This window comes from Pseudomonas sp. MWU12-2020 (assembly GCF_023100605.1).
In the GTDB taxonomy this organism is placed as follows: domain Bacteria; phylum Pseudomonadota; class Gammaproteobacteria; order Pseudomonadales; family Pseudomonadaceae; genus Aquipseudomonas; species Aquipseudomonas fluorescens_H.
Genome location: NZ_JALMEX010000019.1, coordinates 46,048 through 61,954, shown reverse-complemented (window position 1 = coordinate 61,954; position 15,907 = coordinate 46,048). Strand labels below are relative to the sequence as shown.

The 15,907-nt window shown below is 60.4% G+C and carries 16 protein-coding genes, 1 tRNA gene and 1 pseudogene; 11 read left to right on the top strand and 7 right to left on the bottom strand.

What is annotated here, in order from left to right:
* The 3 genes and pseudogenes from M0814_RS27565 to M0814_RS27555 form a co-directional block, all read right to left on the bottom strand.
* A pseudogene (locus M0814_RS27565) lies at nucleotides 1-303 on the bottom strand (hypothetical protein); the annotation flags it as partial.
* Nucleotides 304-386: 83 nt separating this feature from the next.
* A complete protein-coding gene (locus M0814_RS27560; RefSeq protein WP_064587351.1) occupies nucleotides 387-596 on the bottom strand; it encodes a hypothetical protein in 210 nt (69 codons plus the stop codon).
* A 199-nt stretch (nucleotides 597-795) separates the two neighbouring features.
* A tRNA-Ser gene (locus M0814_RS27555) sits at nucleotides 796-883 on the bottom strand.
* 122 nt (nucleotides 884-1,005) lie between these two features.
* On the opposite strand from M0814_RS27555, the gene M0814_RS27550 reads away from it, so the two are divergent.
* Nucleotides 1,006-1,677, top strand: a complete 672-nt coding sequence (locus tag M0814_RS27550) for a Bax inhibitor-1/YccA family protein (RefSeq protein WP_027613775.1) — start codon at nucleotides 1,006-1,008, stop codon at nucleotides 1,675-1,677.
* A gap of 69 nt (nucleotides 1,678-1,746) precedes the next feature.
* Here M0814_RS27550 and M0814_RS27545 read toward each other — a convergent pair whose 3' ends face one another.
* Nucleotides 1,747-2,073, bottom strand: coding sequence for a YceK/YidQ family lipoprotein (locus M0814_RS27545; RefSeq protein WP_003224443.1), 327 nt, complete (start codon nucleotides 2,071-2,073; stop codon nucleotides 1,747-1,749).
* A gap of 58 nt (nucleotides 2,074-2,131) precedes the next feature.
* A complete protein-coding gene (locus tag M0814_RS27540) occupies nucleotides 2,132-2,569 on the bottom strand; it encodes an Lrp/AsnC family transcriptional regulator (protein ID WP_007915449.1) in 438 nt (145 codons plus the stop codon).
* A 150-nt stretch (nucleotides 2,570-2,719) separates the two neighbouring features.
* Here M0814_RS27540 and M0814_RS27535 point away from each other — a divergent pair, with 150 nt between their 5' ends.
* Nucleotides 2,720-3,613, top strand: a complete 894-nt coding sequence (locus M0814_RS27535) for a DMT family transporter (protein WP_103485612.1) — start codon at nucleotides 2,720-2,722, stop codon at nucleotides 3,611-3,613.
* A 3-nt stretch (nucleotides 3,614-3,616) separates the two neighbouring features.
* Here M0814_RS27535 and M0814_RS27530 read toward each other — a convergent pair whose 3' ends face one another.
* Together M0814_RS27530 and M0814_RS27525 are read right to left on the bottom strand one after the other, a co-directional pair.
* Nucleotides 3,617-4,657 (bottom strand): FUSC family protein, encoded by a 1,041-nt coding sequence (locus tag M0814_RS27530; RefSeq protein ID WP_177434786.1) that lies wholly within the window; start codon nucleotides 4,655-4,657, stop codon nucleotides 3,617-3,619.
* A 46-nt stretch (nucleotides 4,658-4,703) separates the two neighbouring features.
* On the bottom strand, nucleotides 4,704-6,329 hold the full coding sequence (locus M0814_RS27525; protein ID WP_003224452.1) for an NADP-dependent glyceraldehyde-3-phosphate dehydrogenase: 1,626 nt from the start codon (nucleotides 6,327-6,329) through the stop codon (nucleotides 4,704-4,706).
* 372 nt (nucleotides 6,330-6,701) lie between these two features.
* Between M0814_RS27525 and M0814_RS27520 the strand changes: the two genes are divergently transcribed.
* From M0814_RS27520 to M0814_RS27480, 9 genes are all read left to right on the top strand, one after another.
* Nucleotides 6,702-7,064: a c-type cytochrome gene (locus tag M0814_RS27520; protein ID WP_103485611.1), complete on the top strand. Its 363-nt coding sequence runs from the start codon at nucleotides 6,702-6,704 to the stop codon at nucleotides 7,062-7,064.
* A 76-nt stretch (nucleotides 7,065-7,140) separates the two neighbouring features.
* Nucleotides 7,141-8,469 carry a D-arabinono-1,4-lactone oxidase gene (locus M0814_RS27515; RefSeq protein ID WP_177434787.1) on the top strand — a complete coding sequence of 443 codons (1,329 nt, stop codon included), beginning with the start codon at nucleotides 7,141-7,143 and terminating at the stop codon, nucleotides 8,467-8,469.
* A gap of 74 nt (nucleotides 8,470-8,543) precedes the next feature.
* Nucleotides 8,544-9,752, top strand: a complete 1,209-nt coding sequence (locus M0814_RS27510; RefSeq protein WP_177434788.1) for a DSD1 family PLP-dependent enzyme — start codon at nucleotides 8,544-8,546, stop codon at nucleotides 9,750-9,752.
* A gap of 147 nt (nucleotides 9,753-9,899) precedes the next feature.
* Nucleotides 9,900-10,346: a hypothetical protein gene (locus M0814_RS27505; protein WP_247868555.1), complete on the top strand. Its 447-nt coding sequence runs from the start codon at nucleotides 9,900-9,902 to the stop codon at nucleotides 10,344-10,346.
* Nucleotides 10,347-10,617: 271 nt separating this feature from the next.
* Nucleotides 10,618-11,229 (top strand): transposase, encoded by a 612-nt coding sequence (locus M0814_RS27500; RefSeq protein WP_080593238.1) that lies wholly within the window; start codon nucleotides 10,618-10,620, stop codon nucleotides 11,227-11,229.
* A 74-nt stretch (nucleotides 11,230-11,303) separates the two neighbouring features.
* Nucleotides 11,304-12,902 (top strand): ShlB/FhaC/HecB family hemolysin secretion/activation protein, encoded by a 1,599-nt coding sequence (locus tag M0814_RS27495; RefSeq protein ID WP_103485608.1) that lies wholly within the window; start codon nucleotides 11,304-11,306, stop codon nucleotides 12,900-12,902.
* A gap of 12 nt (nucleotides 12,903-12,914) precedes the next feature.
* Complete coding sequence (locus M0814_RS27490; protein ID WP_103485607.1) at nucleotides 12,915-14,714, top strand: MotA/TolQ/ExbB proton channel family protein; 1,800 nt, start codon at nucleotides 12,915-12,917, stop codon at nucleotides 14,712-14,714.
* Between the two features lie 11 nt (nucleotides 14,715-14,725).
* Nucleotides 14,726-15,151 (top strand): biopolymer transporter ExbD, encoded by a 426-nt coding sequence (locus M0814_RS27485; protein WP_003224462.1) that lies wholly within the window; start codon nucleotides 14,726-14,728, stop codon nucleotides 15,149-15,151.
* Nucleotides 15,152-15,154: 3 nt separating this feature from the next.
* Nucleotides 15,155-15,856: an energy transducer TonB gene (locus M0814_RS27480; RefSeq protein WP_103485606.1), complete on the top strand. Its 702-nt coding sequence runs from the start codon at nucleotides 15,155-15,157 to the stop codon at nucleotides 15,854-15,856.
* Nucleotides 15,857-15,907 lie beyond the last annotated feature (51 nt).

The window sequence follows — 15,907 nt, the reverse complement described above, 5'->3', positions numbered from 1 at the left end:
CGACCGGCTGATATTTCCAAGCAACTTTCCGGTGTCGACATGCACGACATCATAGGTCGACGCTCCGCGATACTGGCCCGGCGAGTTTTGCAGCTCCTCGACAGAATGCCAGTAGGCGGCGTCTGCCATCTCGTTCATATCGAATTGCTCAAGCTGGTCGATCAGTCCCTCTGTATGTAGCGCACCAGCCATTTGATGAAGCGTTTCCCGATGTGCCTCGGGGTTTTGCATTCGAAAGTCTTGGTCGTCGAGAGTCGCGCGCCATTGATGGAGCCGGAGAGATTTGGCTTGGTCGAAATTCATGGAGGGAGATTCGCCGTACAGAAGCTGTATATATGTACAGTAATCGAGATGCGCCAGGCAAGCGAGGGGAAGGCGACGAGCTGTCACTCGGGCGCCATCAAAACCGCCAGTGTCATCTTGATGAACTCCTCGTTCTTGTCGATCGTCCAGAGTGCGCCGCGTACGTTCTCGGCGACATCTGCCGATCCGCGCTGCTCGACCCAGTTGGACAACTCCATGATGGCAGCCTCGAGGGCGAGCTGGTTTTCGTTGATCTTGAATAGCAGGGAAGGGAGCAAGTCGGAGTTAGGCATTTTGGTTTCCTTGGAAGCCAAGGAATGAGCGTAGCACCGTGTTACATGAAGGGTTTTTAACGATTGGCAGGACGCCGGAGAGGGGAAAGTTTTGTAACGCGTTGCAAAAAGTTTTGTAACGCCTTGGAAAAGTCCACTAAAAGCTCAACCCTCAGAAACGACAAAGCCCTGAATAATCAGGGCTTTGTCGTATCAAATATGGCGGAGGCGATGGGATTCGAACTCATGGACCTGTTACAGTCGACGGTTTTCAAGACCGTTGCCTTAAACCACTCGGCCACACCTCCGTTGCGTTGCGGGCGCCATAATACCTGAATGAAACACACTGTCAAACTCTGTGCATGGCTTGTTACAGAGCGTCTGTTATGATCTTTGCGACTGAACGTTTCAAACCAACAGGAGTGTCGCCATGCGCGAACAGGATTACGCAGTTCACAACAGCGTGCAGGCTGAGCAGCTAGAGGTTAGCCGCGTCCTGCGCAACACTTACGGCTTACTGGCGCTCACCCTCGCATTCAGCGGAGTGATGGCTTTCGTGGCCCAGCAGATGCGTGTCGGCTACCCGAATATTTTCGTGGTGCTGATCGGCTTTTACGGGCTGTTCTTCCTTACCAACAAACTCCGTGATTCCGCGTGGGGCCTGGTGTCTGCATTTGCGCTGACCGGTTTCATGGGTTTCCTGCTTGGCCCGATCCTTAACCGTTACCTGGGCATGCAGGGCGGCGCTGAAGTGGTCAGCTCGGCATTTGCGATGACTGCGCTGGTGTTTGGTGGTCTGTCGGCCTACGTGCTGATCACCCGCAAGGACATGAGCTTCCTCGGTGGTTTCATCACCGCCGGTTTCTTCGTGTTGCTGGGTGCAACACTGGCGAGCATGTTCTTCCAGATCAGCGGTTTGCAACTGGCGATCAGCGCCGGTTTCGTGCTGTTCTCGTCGGTCTGCATTCTGTTCCAGACCAGCGCGATCATCCACGGTGGCGAGCGCAACTACATCATGGCGACCATCAGCCTGTATGTATCGATCTACAACCTGTTCATCAGCTTGTTGCAGATCTTCGGCATCATGAGCCGCGACGACTGATAGCTGTTGTGAAATAACGAAAAACCCGCTTCGGCGGGTTTTTTGTTGTCTGCGAAAATACAAGCGCGATCAGTTGATCACAATGCTGCCGTCCGCCTGCTGCTTGTAGAGGGTGTAGGGCAACAACAGGGTGTCGAGTACGCCGGATGCGGCGGCATCGATCAGCACGCCGGGGTTGGCGTTCTTGTAGTCGAACGCATCAACGCCATCCTTCAGTTCGGCATGCATCAGGCAGAAGTCGTAGGTCACGCCGCTGTAGATCCGCGGTACCGCACCGCAGTAGGTTTTCTCGTTCCTGAGACGCTCAGCGGTCTTCTGGTCACTGCTCACAACGGTCTGCACCGTGCCGCACCCGCTGAGCACCAATGCCATCAGCATCACTGCCTGAATATTCATCGCCGCCAATCCTTCGCCGGAAAAACCTCAATCTACGCCGAATACGCGCAAAACGCACTCATGCCATCGGCGGCAATCGACGTTTGACCGGGGTTTTCTTGACGATCGCGGTGTTGGTTTCAGCCAGTGTATTGAGCCGGTCGAGCAGGGTGTCCAGTTGCTCCATCGAGCGCACGTGCAGGCGCGCGATAAAACAATCTTCGCCGGTGACCTTGTCGCACTCGGTGAACTCCGGGATCGACAGGATCTGCCGTTCCACTTCCTGCAATTGCCCCGGCAGCGGTCGCACCCGGACGATCGCCTGCAGTTGATAACCGAAGCATTTGGGATCGATTTCGACCGTATAGCCCTTGAGCACGCCACGCTCTTCCAGCCGGCGTAACCGCTCGGCCACGCTGGGCGACGACAGGCCGCTGATCTGCGCCAACGCCTTGAGCGAGCGGCGCGAGTCTTCCATCAGGGCGCTGATGAGGATCTGGTCGATATCGTCGGTCATGGGGCAACTCCGGGATTAGGCATTTGAAGGAAACCACCCGCGATAAAGAAGGCAGAAATCCAGTTTAGCCTGCTTTTTACGCTGGAGGCACGCGGTGTCGGCTTGGCATACTTTTGCCACGCTTTCGTCAAACGCTAAGGGAGATCGATGATGGACAAAACAATCCGCCGCGGCTCATTCGAAATGACCGCTGCCATGCTGATTTCCGGAACCATCGGCTGGTTCGTGCTGGTATCCGGGCAGCCGGTGCTGGACGTGGTGTTCTGGCGTTGCGTGTTCGGCGCCGGCACCTTGCTGTTGATTTGTGCGGCGTTCGGCTTCTTGCGCCCGGCTATTCTGACCCGCACCACGTTCCTCCTCGCGGTACTCAGCGGTGTGGCGATTGTCGGCAACTGGGTGTTGTTGTTTGGCTCGTATTCCCGGGCCTCGATTGCCATCGGGACGGCGGTATACAACGTGCAGCCGTTCATGCTGGTCGGCTTGGCGGCGTTGTTTCTCGGCGAGAAAATCACCCTGCAGAAACTGTTCTGGCTGGCGATTTCCTTTCTCGGTATGTTGGCGATCGTCAGCGCCCATGGCGGGCAGGGTGAGGGCGGTGGCGAGTATCTGCTGGGGATTGCGCTGGCATTGGGCGCGGCGTTGCTCTACGCGATAGCGGCGCTGATCATCAAGCGTTTGACCGGCACACCGCCGCATCTGATCGCCCTGATCCAGGTCTGCACCGGGGTGCTGCTGCTCGCGCCGTTCGCGCACTTCAACGGCCTGCCGCAAACCAGCGGAGCATGGGCCAGTCTGGTGACGTTGGGCGTTGTCCACACGGGCCTGATGTATGTGCTGCTATACGGTGCGATCCAGAAACTGCCAACTGCACTGACCGGAGCGCTGTCCTTCATCTACCCGATTGCGGCGATTTTCGTCGACTGGTTCGCCTTCGGCCATCGCCTGGAAACCCTGCAATGGCTCGGTGTAGCGGCAATTCTGCTGGCCGCCGCCGGCATGCAACAGGGCTGGGGCCTGAAGCGTCGCCCACTGCTGACGCAGTAACGCTCAGATGTTCCAGCGCGGCGCGGTCATTGCCAGACGCTGACGCAACTCGCCGATGTTCGCCGCCAGTTGTCGGGTCAGCAAGCGGTAACCGTCCAGCGTGCTGTAGACCGGTGTGTCGAGGCTGGCGTCCGGTAGCTCCAGCGGGCGCGCCAGGCGTTGCGCCGCCCCGGATTTCAAGGCCCGGGCCATGCCGATCAGTTGCACGCGGATCACCCGGTGCTCGGCCCGCAGCGCCGATTGCAGATGCGCCATGGCTTCAGGGTCGTTGGCATCGGGGCGGGTGTTGCCGAGAATTTCCAGGGTACTGACGCACATCCGCAGGTTGCGCTGAATCGCGTCCAGTTCGGTCATGGAAATCTTCACTTCCTTGGACACTGAAGGCATCAGCGAGCGCAGTTGCACCATCACCGTGGTCACCCGGCCCATCAGCTTCAGATGTTCATCGGCGCTGACCGGTTGGCCGCTGATAATTCGTCCGTACAACGTGGCGCAGTCGCGCAAGGCATCGGCCAGGTTGTAGCGCCACGAATACACCGCGTACAGCGGCAGGGCGAAGGAGAACGCCAGGGCCAGGGCGATGCCGATCAGGATGTCGACGCCGCGCCACAAGCCGTCGGTGATCGGGTTGTCGCCATGTCCGGCGACGATGAAGACGGTAATTGCCGAAAGCAGGGCGGTGTAACCGCCCTTGCCGATGGCGTGATAGGAGAAGAATCCGCAGACCACGGCCATCGCAAAGTAGGTCAGCCACGGCATGCCGAGCCATGCCTGTTGGGCCACCAGCAGCAGACCGACGCCGGCACCGATCAGGGTGCCGGTGGCGCGTTCGGCGGCTTTCTTGCCGATGTTGCCGTGGTGTTGCAGACCGCCGATCACCACCAGCATGGTCACCGAAGCCCACTCGCCGTGGGGCAGGTTGATGCCGGTGGTCAGCAGAATGGTCGCCAGCAGCCCCAGTGCTACCCGCACCGCGTGAATCACTCGGGCGTGCTGGTAGCGGCGGTACGGGTCCAGCAACGGACGCAGGATTCGCCGCAGCAGCGGTGGCAGTCGGTGGGTGCTGAAGGTACTCAGTGCAAAGTCCTCGTCAGAAGATGTAGTCGGTGGTCAGGAAGCTCGAATCGCGGCCGCGAATGATTTCGCTGATCAGATCCTTGTTGCTGTCCTGGAACTTGGTCGCCACCAGTGTGCGGATCGAAAACACCCGCAGCGCATCGTGTACCGACAGCGTGCCTTCGGCGGAGTTCTTGCGCCCGTTGAACGGGTAGGTGTCCGGCCCGCGCTGGCACTGGGCGTTGAGGTTGATCCGCCCGACCTGGTTGGCGAAAGTGTCGACCAGTCGGCCTATCGCCACCGGGTTGGTGCCGAACAGACTCAGTTGCTGGCCGAAATCCGACTCCAGCACGTAATCGATCACGGTATCGAGATGACGATACGGAACGATTGGCACCACCGGGCCGAATTGTTCTTCGTTGTACACGCGCATTTGTGGCGTCACCGGGTACAGCACGGCTGGGTAGAAGAACGACTCACGACTTTCGCCGCCGTTCGGGTTGACCACTTGTGCGCCCTTGCTCTGCGCATCGGCCACCAGACCGTGCAGGTAGTCGACCTTGCCCGACTCCGGCAGCGGCGTCAGCGCCACGCCGCTGTCCCACGGCATGCCCGGCTTGAGCGTGGCGAGTTTGGCGTTGAATTTTTCGATGAAGGCGTCGACCACGTCCTCGTGCACAAACAGGATCTTCAGCGCGGTGCAGCGCTGGCCGTTGAACGACAGCGAACCGGTGACCGCTTCGCTGACTGCGTTGTCCAGATCGACTTCCGGCAGGACGATGCCGGGGTTCTTCGCATCCAGACCCAGCGCGGCGCGCAAACGGTGCGGTTTCGGGTGCAGTTTCTTAAGATCGCTGGCGGCCTTGTTGGTGCCGATGAAGGCGAAGATGTCGATCTTGCCGCTGGCCATCAGCGCGCTGACCGTCTCGCGGCCGCTGCCGTAGATCACGTTGATCACGCCAGTCGGGAAACTGTCGCGGAACGCCTCAAGCAGGGGACGGATCAGCAGCACGCCGAGCTTGGCCGGTTTGAACACCACGGTGTTGCCCATGATCAGCGCCGGAATCAGCGTGGTGAAGGTTTCGTTCAGCGGATAGTTGTAAGGGCCCATGCACAGTGCGACGCCGAGCGGCACGCGGCGGATCTGGCCGAGGGTGTCCTGCTCCAGTTCGAAACGGCTGGAGCGGCGGTCGAGTTCCTTCAGCGCGTTGATGGTGTCGACGATGTAGTCGCAGGTGCGGTCGAACTCTTTTTCCGAGTCCTTGAGGTTCTTGCCGATCTCCCACATCAGCAGCTTGACCACGGCTTCGCGCTGCTGGCGCATACGCCCGAGGAACGCTTCGACGTGCTGGATCCGTTCGGCCACGCGCATGGTCGGCCACTGGCCCTGACCGCGATCGTAGGCGCGCACGGCGGCGTCGAGGGCGGTGAGGGCGGTGTCGGCGTCGAGCAGTGGCGTGCTGCCGAGGATCACTTGTTCATCGCCGCTTTCGCCATGGATGTAGACCGGGCTACGCACTTGTGCGAGCGGGCCGTCCCAGCGCCGCAGTTCGCCATCGACGAGGTATTCGCGTTGCTCGACCTGACCGTCGAGGCGGTATTTTTCCGGGATGTCGCTGACAGAAGGGAACAGATTGCCAAGGATATTTGCTGTGGTCATGTCGCTACCCCGTATTGATGTCCGTATACAGATCAAAAAGTCTTTACAGGTTATACGCCTGAATGCGCCGACATTTAAACCCGCCAATGTCACGCGAATGTCACGCAGAGATGCGGAACAGAGCTCTGACTGGTTTATGAAATCCAATGTGGGAGCGGGCTTGCTCGCGAATGCGTCCTTTCAACTGACATCCTCATGGCTGACACACCGCATTCGCGAGCAAGCCCGCTCCCACAGTTGAATTGTATGGTTTGAACATTTTCTGCTGGCCCCCGAAGTTCCCCTCACTGTCCCGCAATGCCCTCAACCCGCTGGCGCCGCTGCCTTAAGGTGGGCTCACAACAATAAACGGCATCCCACGCGAGGATCGTTATGCGGGCATTGCGATTGACCTTTTTGCTGGCGCTGGCGATTGCGCTGCCTGGCTGCGGCGATGACGCCAAACCTCCAGCCACCCATCGCGTTGCGAGCAACGCCACCCCCTCCGACCCGGCACTGGCGCAGATCTACGCCAACAGCTGCCAGCTGTGTCACGCCAATCCGGCCGCCAACGCACCATTGACCGGTGACCGTAAAGCCTGGGAACCGCGTATCCAGCAGGGCGCCGACACGCTGCTCGACCACGCCATCAACGGCTACAACGGTATGCCGCCGATGGGCCTGTGCGTCGAGTGTTCGGAAGAACAATTCCTGCAACTGATCGGCTTCATGGCCGACCAGCCCCTCCCACAATAAGGGTGCGCGCATGAGCATGGATCTGACACGCCGGCAGTTGTTGCAGCGGGCAAGCATCGTCGGCGCATTCAGTGCGCTGGCGGCCAATCCCGCGCTGGGGCAATTGATGCGCGCGCCGCGACTGATTCCCTGGCGCAACTGGTCGGGCGGGCAGAGTTGCCTGCCGGCGGCGCGATTGGCGCCGAAGAATCTCGATGAACTGAGCGCTGCGATTCGCCAGGCCCAGGGCAAAATCCGCCCGGTCGGTTCGGCGCATTCGTTCAGTGCGCTGGTGCCCACCGACGGCACGCTGCTGTCTCTGAGCTATTTCACCGGGCTGCTCAATCACGACCCGAAAACCCTGCAGGCCGAATTCGCTGCCGGCACGCCGATGTCGCGCATGGGTGTGCCGCTGAAGGACGTCGGCCAGGCGCTGCAAAACATGGCCGACATCGACTACCAGACCCTCGCCGGGGCGATTTCCACCTCGACCCACGGCACCGGCAAAACTTTTCAGTCCTATTCCGCCCACGTCTGCGGCATGCAATTGGTGACGGCCAATGGTGAGGTGCTGGACTGTGACAGCCAGCGCCATCCCGAGGTGTTCAACGCTGCGCGGGTGTCCTTGGGCGCACTGGGCGTGGCGACGAAAATCCGCCTGCAAAATCGCCCGGCCTATCGCCTGCGCGAACGCCAGTGGATCGCCAAGACCGAAGAGCTGCTGGAAGACCTCGACAAAAACACCCGCGAAAATCAGCACTGGGAAATGCTCGTGGTCACCCATTCCGATTACGCCTTGTCTATCGCCCTCAACGAAACCAGCGACCCGGCCACCCCGCCAATCCCGCCCGAAGAGGAGGGCGGCAACGAGTTCGTGACCCTGATCGAGAAGATCGACAAGTACGGCAGCGATTTCCCTGAGCTGCGCAGCACGCTGCTCAACAGCCTGCGGCATCTGGCGAATTTTGATGATCGGGTCGGTGACTCGTTCGACATCTACGCCAACGTGCGCACCGTGCGCTTCAACGAAATGGAATACTCGGTGCCTGCCGAACACGGCCCGGCTTGCCTGCGCGAGATCCTCAAACTGATTCGCGACAAAGACCTGCGCACCTGGTTTCCCATCGAGTATCGCTACGTGAAAGCCGACGATATTCCGCTGAGCATGTTCGAGGGCCGCGACAGCTGTTCGATTTCGGTGCACCAGCACTATCAGATGGATCACCACAACTTTTTCGCGGCGGTCGAGCCGATTTTCTGGAAGTACAACGGTCGCCCGCACTGGGGCAAGTTGCACACGCTCAACGCCCGCACGTTGCAGCCGCTGTATCCGCGCTGGCGCGAGTTTGTCGAGGTGCGTCAGGCGCTGGATCCGAGCGGACGCTTTCTCAATGCGCATCTGTCGTCAATTCTGGGGGTAAGCTGATGGCGGTCAATCGACGCAATTTCATGCTGGGCACGTTGGGTGTCGGCGCTTTACTGGTGGGCGTGGGCGCCTGGCTGCGACCGGGTGATCGAGGTGCGCCGTACAGTGAATATTTCCGCGCGCTGAATAATGAACTGAAAGACAAAGGCCCGATGCGCCCGGTGCTGTTGATCGATCTGGATCGCCTCGATCACAACATCGACGTGGTGATGCAGTCGGCCAAACGCGGCGGCAAGCAATTGCGTCTGGTGGAGAAGTCCCTGCCGTCGCCGGGGCTGTTGAGCTACATCGCGCAACGGGCCGGGACGCAAAAACTCATGTCGTTTCACCAGCCGTTTCTCAATCACGATGCGGTCACGTTTCCGCAGTCCGACATTCTGCTCGGCAAGCCGTTGCCGGTGCGTTCAGCCGAGCTGTTTTATCAAAACCACAAAGGCTCGTTCGATCCTTCCAGGCAACTGCAATGGCTGCTCGACGGGCCTGAGCGCCTGCAGCAATACCTCGCGCTGGCGCAGGGGCTGGGCGCGCGGATGCGCATCAACATCGAGCTGGATGTCGGCCTGCATCGCGGCGGGGTCAGTGATGTGAATGTGCTGGGGCAGATGCTCACGCTGATCAGCGCCAATCCGCAGCATCTGCAGTTCGCCGGGTTCATGGGTTACGACCCGTTCGTGGGCATGGGCGTGCCGGGGATTCTCGGTTCGCCTGAAGAGCTGTTCGCCAAGGTGATGGTGATTTATCAGCGCTGCGTGGATTTCACCCGCCAGCAGTTTCCGACGTTGTGGAATGACAACCTGTGCCTGAACACCGCCGGCAGCCCGAGTTACCGCATCCATGAAAACGAGCAGATGAGCACCGAGGTTTCGGTGGGCACGGCGATGCTCAAACCGACGCACTACGACCTGCCGTCGCTGGTCGATCACGTGCCGGCGACCTACATCGCCACGCCTGTGTTGAAGAGTACGGGGGCGGTGAACATTCCGGCGCTGGATGACAAGTCGCGGCTGTTCTCCTGGTGGGACACCAACCAGCGCCAGACCTTTTTCATTTACGGCGGCAACTGGATGGCCGAGTTCGAATCGCCGGCCGGACTACAAAGCAACGGAGTGTATGGCCGCAGTTCGAATCAGGAGATGGTCAACGGTTCGAATGCCGTGGGCCTGAACGTCGAAGATCAAGTGTTCCTGCGTCCGACCCAGACCGAAGCGGTGCTGTTGCAGTTCGGTGATTTGCTGGCGATACGCGACGGAAAAATCATTGAAAGATGGCCGGTATATTCCTGAAGTGCTGTTCGTTGTGGTCGTTCAGATTTTCAGTTGTTTGTCCACTGTCAAGTTTGACAGTAGACCCGATAAGGCAGCCGGCGTATTAAACCCTACAGAAGTGTGGTTCATGCTTCTACTTTAATCTCAACTAACAAATGACAGGACATGCGCTTGTCATGGGAGAACGAAATGGCGACCAGTGGAGAATCAGAGACGTCGGGCAGCTTTGAAGTGAAAACCGATGAGCGCGGTGACGTAAGAGCCGATGCACTTTCATTTGAAGATTCGGGTAATGGCTTCAAGGTTTCGGTCAGGGAGGGGGTTGGGGGTCATATGGAGCCTAAGAAATATTTCGAATTGGGGTTTCCGAAGAAGGCTCTTTCGGCCACTTATCCTGTCAGTCAACTGTCTGTTGCGAGATATCTGGATTATTCCGATATGCACAATTTCGCCTATGTTGCCACATCGGGCGAAGTCACTGTCGCGTATACGGACTCACCTCGAAAAACGGAAGGCAAGTTTGATATTTTGATGAAACTAGAGGGTAATCCCAACCCACCTGGCCCTAAAGAGTTGAAAGTTTCCGGAACTTTTAGTCTGAAAACGGTTTGAATTCTTCAACCAAACATGTTGATGCCCGTTGTCATCCAGCTTTGGCGCTTTGCTGAACCGCAGTCTCAGCGAAGCGTCATCTGATTCAGCACCCGCCCCCGGAACAATTCCTTCCTTTGCTGTCGACGCAGCCAATCTCAATTTTTGAAATGAAGCTTTTATGACAAAAGTTCGGTAGCACATAGCCAGTCCGGTCATGCCTATGTAACGCGCTTGAGGGGCCCAACGGGGCGCTTTTCACAAGCCGAGGCGGGACGCCGGGAGTGAGGCAATGGGGACTATGGAACGCTACTCGAAAGTGGGCATGCAGGAACTCGATCAGCGCCTGTCGAAGATCGTCGAAGCGGCGCGCAAGAAGCCGGTTTCGGTGTATCGCTACGGTGCGCCGTGGGTCTGGATCGTGTCGCAGGATGACTGGCAGGGTGCCTTGAAAGAGGTCTCCAGCTACATTCCGCCAGGCCATTCGCTGGTCTTGCTGCGCCCGCAGATCGACGACTTGCTCGATGCCCATCAAGACCTGCTGCACGAACTCAATGCCGAGCCCGGCATGCTCATCCCCGCGCAAACCGTCATGCACATCCTGCTCCTGCAACTGCTGTATTCGGTGCCCAGCGAGCAGCAACTGTATGAGCAGCTCAATTACAACCTGCTGTTCCGCTGGTTCGTCGGTCTTGGCCTGAACCAGAAAGTCTGGAGCTTCAACGTCCTCAGTCGCGACATCGCCACGCTCCTCAACAACCCGCGTGCGGTGCAGCTCATTCAGAAAATCATCGGCGAAGTGTTCTGCGGTGCCTTGCTGCAAATGCCCGAGTTCTCCTTGAACTTCGCGCTGTTGCATACCTGGCTCGGCAAGCACAGCGGTGCCGCGCACGTCAGCAATTAGCCGCGCCAGCCATTGGATGCAACACACAAGGCGTGCAACAGCGCCAACAGGTCATCGCGAATTCAGGGGGTAGTGTGGATCAGATTTTCACGTCACGGCTGGCGCTGTGGGGCTGGCTGCTGGTGACGGCCGGCGCGCAACCGGCATTCGCCGAAGAGGCTGCCGAAGCCGCTGCGCCGCAACGTCTGGTGGACGTCAACGAATACTTCGTGCGCGGCAACACCGTGCTCGACGCGCGGGCCATCGAAGAGGCGGTGTACCCGTTTCTCGGCCCGCAGAAAGCCATGAGCGACATCGAAGGCGCCCGCGATGCCTTGCAGAAGGCCTATCAGGAGCGCGGCTACCAATCGGTGTTCGTCGAACTGCCGGAGCAAGCGGTGGCGGACGGCATCGTCTATCTGCAAGTCAGCGAAACCAAGGTCGGCCGGGTCCGCGTGGTCGGCGCCAAACACTATTCGCCGCTGGACATCCGCGACAACGTCCCGGCCCTGAAAGAGGGCGAGGTGCCGGACTTTGCCAAGGTTCAGGGCGAACTGGCGCAGCTCAATAAAACCCCGGGCCGTCAGGTCATGCCGCTGGTGCGCGAAGGTCAACGCCCCGGCACCATGGACGTCGATTTGCAGGTCGAAGACCAGAACCCCTGGACCGGCAGCATCGGCCTCAACAACGACTACAGCGCCGACACCGAAAAGCTCCGCGCCGTGACCAGCCTCGGCTACAACAACCTGTGGCAGCTCGGCCACAGCATCAACCTGACATTCTTCACCGCGCCGCAAGACACCGACAACGCCAAGGTCTGGTCGGGCTCCTACACCGCGCCATTGACCGAGCGCTGGAGTGTGCAGTTCTCCGGCTACCAGTCCGACAGCAACGTCGCCACCATCGGCGGCAGCAACGTGCTGGGCAAGGGCCATTCCTACGGCGTGTCGGCGATCTACACGTTGCCGTCCAGTGGCAACTGGTCGAACTCGCTGTCGGCCGGTATCGACTTCAAGGACTTCGACGAACGCCTGACTCTGTCCGGCGAGAGCGACAAGGTGCCGCTGAAATACGCGCCGTTCACCTTCGCCTACAACGGCTTCCGCTACACCGAAAAAAGTCAGCTTGGACTCGGCCTGAGCCTGGTCGCTGCCACCCGCAGCATTTTTGGTTACGGCAGTTCCGACCAAGACTTCGACTACAAACGCTACCGCGCCAACCCGAGTTTCGCCGTGCTCAAGGGCGACAGCAACTTCACCTGGACCTTCGACAACGACTGGCAGAGTGCGAGCAAAGGCGCGTTCCAGCTGGCGTCGGGGCCGCTGGTCTCCAACGAACAGTTTTCCGCAGGCGGCGCGACCTCGGTGCGCGGCTATCTGGCGGCCGAGCGCACCGGCGATGACGGCGTGCTGCTCAGTCAGGAACTGCGCACCCCGTCGCTGGCGAAATACGCCGGCAGTTGGATGCAGGAATGGCGCTTCTACGCCTTCGCCGAAGGCGCGCAACTGTACCTGCGCGACGAACTGCCGGACCAGGACGCCAGTTACGCCCTGGCCAGCGTCGGCCTCGGCACCCGTGCCAGCCTCAGCAAATGGCTGTCCGGCAGCCTCGATTGGGGCTACCCGTTACTCGAAGGGCCAAACACCTCGAAGCAGGAATCGCGCCTGCACTTCAACCTTCAAGCCACTTTCTAAAGGAGCACGTTCATGCAGCGCCTCATTCTTTCGTTGTTGATCTGCCTGGGCTTCGTGCTCCCGGCCACGGCTCAGGCCTGGTGGCAAGATGACTGGCATTACCGCAAACAGATCGCCGTCGACACCACGCCGCAGGGCGCCGGGATCAATCAGGCGCTGGGCCGCACCGCGTTGCTGGTGCGCCTGCACACCGGCAACTTCACCTTCGATGGCGTCAAGGAAGACGGCGCGGATTTGCGCTTCGTCGCCGCCGATGACAAGACCGTGCTCAACCACCAGATCGAAAGCTTCGACGCGCTGATGGGCATGGCGCTGATCTGGGTCGATGTGCCGAATGTCGAGGGCGGCCAGCGTCAGGACATCTGGATGTACTACGGCAACCAGAAGGCCCCGGGGACTGGCAACGGCCAACTGACCTTCGATCCGAATTACACCGCGCTGTATCACTTCGACGGCGCTACCGGCACCCCGGCCAAGGACACCACCGCTTACGGCAACACCGCACAAAGCGCCACTGGCGCGGCGATTGACGGTGTGATCGGGCGCGCCTTGCAGTTCAGCGGTCAGCCGTTGTTGCTGCCGGCCAGTCCATCGTTGCAGCACAGCGCGGGCAGCGCGTTCACCTTCAGCGCCTGGCTGCGTCTGGATCAGGCCAATGGCGAGCAACTGATCCTGGCCCGCCGTGAAGGCGCCAACAGTCTGCTGGTCGGGGTCAATCAGGGTGTGCCGTTTGTGGAGATCGACGGCCAGCGCGCCGTGGCCACTCAGCCGCTGAACCCGGGCCAATGGCAGCACGTCGCGCTGACCGCCGAAGGTTCGAAAGTCAGCCTGTACATCAATGGTCGTGAGAGTGCGACCCTCGCTCAGGCGATGCCGGCGTTCAATTCGGTGATGGCGATTGGCGGCGATCTGGCCGCAGGCCCGTACCAGCCATTCGTGGGCGCCATCGACGAACTGCGCCTGTCGAAAGTCGCGCGTCCGGCGCCGTTGCTGCTGGCCGACGCCACCGCGCAAGGTGCCGAGTCGAAACTGGTGGCCTACGGGGTCGATGAAGAACAGTCCGGTTTCGGCTTCGGCAGCCTCGGTTTCCTGCTCAACGCGGTGCCGGTCGACGCCTGGGTGATCATCGCCGTGCTGGTGCTGATGATGTTCCAGTCGTGGATCATCATGCTGCGCAAGAACCGCACCCTCAGCCGCGTGAGCAAGGCCAACGAGGATTTCCGCGAGCAATTCGCCAAGGTCGGTACGCGTCTGGAAATGTTCGCTGACGACGCGCAACTGGCTCAGCTTCTGCAGCATTCGCCGCTGTGGCGCCTGTACTCGGTGGCGGTCAAGGAAATCCGCACCCGCCGCGAGCAGGGCGCCGATACCTCCTCGGTGTCCGCCGCCACCATCGAAGCCATCCGTTGCTCGATGGACGGCGTGCGCACCCGCGAGAACCAGGCGCTCAGTTCGAAACTCTCGACCCTGTCCAACGCGATCGCCGGTGGCCCGTACATCGGCCTGCTCGGCACCGTGCTGGGGATCATGGTGGTGTTTCTCGGCACCGCGATGGCCGGCGACGTCAACATCAACGCGATCGCGCCGGGCATGGCCGCCGCATTGCTCGCCACCGCCATGGGCCTGTTCGTCGCGATCCCGGCGCTGTTTGGCTACAACCGCCTGATCACCCGCAACAAGGAAGTCAGCGCCGACATGCGCGTGTTCGTCGACGAGTTCATCACGCGTCTGGCGGAGATGCACGGCGAGAGCCAGTTCAGTGAGGCGTCGCATCAGCGCGGTCATCACGCCAACCACTCCGTACCGGCCTGAGGAACACTGCCATGGCGTCCGTAAATGCCTCCCACGACGATGACGAAGATGCAGCGGTGGACAGCATCAACATCACCCCATTGGTCGACGTGCTGATGGTGGTGCTGGTGATGTTCATCCTCACCGCCACCGCGCAGGTCTCCGGGATCCAGATCAACCTGCCCAAGGCCAGCGCCTCGGTGTCGCTGTCGGAGGCCAAGACCAAGGCGATTTCGGTCAACGATGGCGGCCAAGTATTTCTCGACGCCTACCCGGTGACCCTGGCCGAGCTGGAGGAACGCCTGCGCATCGAGAAGGCGCAGAGCCCGGACTTCCCGGTGATCGTGCGCGGTGACGCGACCGTGCAGTACCAGAAGGTCATCGAAGTGCTGGATCTGTTGCGCCGGCTCGAACTGTCCCAGGTCGGTCTGGTGACCGGCAAACCGACGCAGGGTTGAGTGATGACCGCACAACTCCCGATCGAGCCGCTGCCGGTGAAGCGTTCGCCGTTGCGTTACCTGAAGTGGGGTGCCGGGCTGCTGCTCGGCGCGCTCGCCGCGTGGTTCCTGTGGCAGTGGGCCAATGACATGAGCGGCGTGCGCCGTGAAGCGCCGAAGGTGCCGACGATCATTCCGTTGCCGCCGCCGCCGCCACCTCCGGAAAAACCACCGGAGCCGGAAACCCCGGTGGAAGAAAAGGTCGTCGAGCCTGAGCCAACGCCCGAGCCGCAGGAGGTCAAGCCTGAGGAAGAGGCGCCGCCATCACCGGCGGACGATCTGGCCAACCCGATGCAAATGGACGGTGACGCGCAGAGTGGCAACGACGCTTTCAACATCGGCGCCGGCAAGGGTGGCGGCATGGCCGGTGCGGGTGGTGGACGCCTGGGCACCGGCACCTACAGCCAGTTCCTCGCGTTCACGTTTCAGCGCTTGCTGCGCGAGAACCCCGACCTGCGCAACCTCGCATTTTCGCTGCAGGCCGATGTGTGGCTGAGCAGCGTCGGCGAAATCACCCGGGTCGAGCTGGTCAAGTCCAGCGGCAATTCCGAGATCGACACCCAGGTGCTGGCGGCGCTGCGTAACGCGCCGCACCTGAGCGAACGGCCACCGGCCTCCATGACTTTGCCTGTGCGCCTGTCCCTGCAAGGGCGGCGTCCGGGTTAACCCACTTATTCATTGCCAAGCATTCAAGCTTTGCCAAAAGGAGTTGTGTGC

What these genes read in the sequence shown, in the direction of transcription:
- M0814_RS27560 (WP_064587351.1), bottom strand. Translation starts at nt 596, where the DNA reads ATGCCTAACTCCGACTTGCTCCCTTCCCTGCTATTCAAGATCAACGAA.
- M0814_RS27550 (WP_027613775.1), top strand. Translation starts at nt 1,006, where the DNA reads ATGCGCGAACAGGATTACGCAGTTCACAACAGCGTGCAGGCTGAGCAG.
- M0814_RS27545 (WP_003224443.1), bottom strand. Translation starts at nt 2,073, where the DNA reads ATGAATATTCAGGCAGTGATGCTGATGGCATTGGTGCTCAGCGGGTGC.
- M0814_RS27540 (WP_007915449.1), bottom strand. Translation starts at nt 2,569, where the DNA reads ATGACCGACGATATCGACCAGATCCTCATCAGCGCCCTGATGGAAGAC.
- M0814_RS27535 (WP_103485612.1), top strand. Translation starts at nt 2,720, where the DNA reads ATGGACAAAACAATCCGCCGCGGCTCATTCGAAATGACCGCTGCCATG.
- M0814_RS27525 (WP_003224452.1), bottom strand. Translation starts at nt 6,329, where the DNA reads ATGACCACAGCAAATATCCTTGGCAATCTGTTCCCTTCTGTCAGCGAC.
- M0814_RS27520 (WP_103485611.1), top strand. Translation starts at nt 6,702, where the DNA reads ATGCGGGCATTGCGATTGACCTTTTTGCTGGCGCTGGCGATTGCGCTG.
- M0814_RS27505 (WP_247868555.1), top strand. Translation starts at nt 9,900, where the DNA reads ATGCGCTTGTCATGGGAGAACGAAATGGCGACCAGTGGAGAATCAGAG.
- M0814_RS27500 (WP_080593238.1), top strand. Translation starts at nt 10,618, where the DNA reads ATGGGGACTATGGAACGCTACTCGAAAGTGGGCATGCAGGAACTCGAT.
- M0814_RS27490 (WP_103485607.1), top strand. Translation starts at nt 12,915, where the DNA reads ATGCAGCGCCTCATTCTTTCGTTGTTGATCTGCCTGGGCTTCGTGCTC.
- M0814_RS27485 (WP_003224462.1), top strand. Translation starts at nt 14,726, where the DNA reads ATGGCGTCCGTAAATGCCTCCCACGACGATGACGAAGATGCAGCGGTG.
- M0814_RS27480 (WP_103485606.1), top strand. Translation starts at nt 15,155, where the DNA reads ATGACCGCACAACTCCCGATCGAGCCGCTGCCGGTGAAGCGTTCGCCG.